At 46.7% G+C, this 993-nt stretch carries 2 protein-coding genes; both read left to right on the top strand.

Annotated features, from left to right (window positions below):
* A partial coding sequence (locus tag R8N49_RS25345; RefSeq protein ID WP_318190239.1) for a glycosyltransferase family 4 protein occupies nucleotides 1-638 on the top strand: 638 nt, incomplete at its 5' end.
* Nucleotides 631-993, top strand: a 363-nt coding sequence (locus R8N49_RS25340) for an oligosaccharide flippase family protein (RefSeq protein ID WP_412034908.1), incomplete at its 3' end; no start/stop codon positions are given. The genes R8N49_RS25345 and R8N49_RS25340, both read left to right, overlap by 8 nt.

Raw genomic sequence — 993 nt, 5'->3', positions numbered from 1 at the left:
CATTTGTTAACGGCCTTTCTCGCGAACGCTGGCCGAAACAAGCTAATCCAATCTCCAATCGCGTGTTTTGGGCAGCGAGTTTGTTGAAATGGAAAAACGTGGATTTACTACTGGATGCCCTAACGCTAGAAAACACTACCACCATGCAATCCACCATTTGTTACATCAAACCGAATGTACCAGGCGTTGAATATTCCACTCCGGATTTTAATACCAAAGGGGTCGATTGGTATGAATCTCCAAACAACCTCAACGATTTGCGCGCACAGTGTGGTGTTTTTGTTTCCACCAGCGTGACCGAACCTTTCGGGCTTTCCATTTTAGAAGCACTGGCGTCCGGTATGTGTGTGGTTATCCCTCACGATGATAGCTATTGGGATCGCGTATTGACTCATGGAAAGAACTGCATCAAATACACGCCGAATAATGCGGCTTCTCTGCACAATGCGATTCGTCTGCTTAATGAGTCACCGTGGATGAAGGTCACAATGGGACTTGAAGCCTTAAATGTTGCACAGCTATACAGCGCGGAACGCTGCTACATGCCAATAGCTCAATATTTATGTTCAGAGCATGCGCCAACCAGTCATCACAATGCCAAAGCGCGAAACAACGTCAAAGGATATGACCATGTCTAAAGCAATGACCAACATGTCACTTTTCGCGATTGCGTTAGTGATCAACAAAAGCATCAGCTTACTCATGTTGCCTGTGCTCCCACACTTTTTGACGCCAGAGCAAATGGGCAAACTCGAGCTACTGACCACTTTTGGCGTAGTGACAACCTTGTTGGTCAGCTTTGCTTTGCACGAAGCACTCTATCGTTTTGTCGGCGTGGAGAAAGACGCACAAAAAAGAACCGTTTCTCTCAACCAACTTTATTCATTGTCGGTGCTGATCGCCGGCGCGGTGGCTGCGATTCTCCTGTTACTGATTGCGTTACTCCCTATTCCTGAACCTTTTACGCGCATCGAATTTGCTGTTGTTACGCTT

It is taken from the genome of Vibrio sp. 1978 (assembly GCF_033344345.1).
The sequence above is the reverse complement of the archived record's forward strand: the minus strand, read 5'-3'. Positions and strand labels throughout refer to the sequence as shown.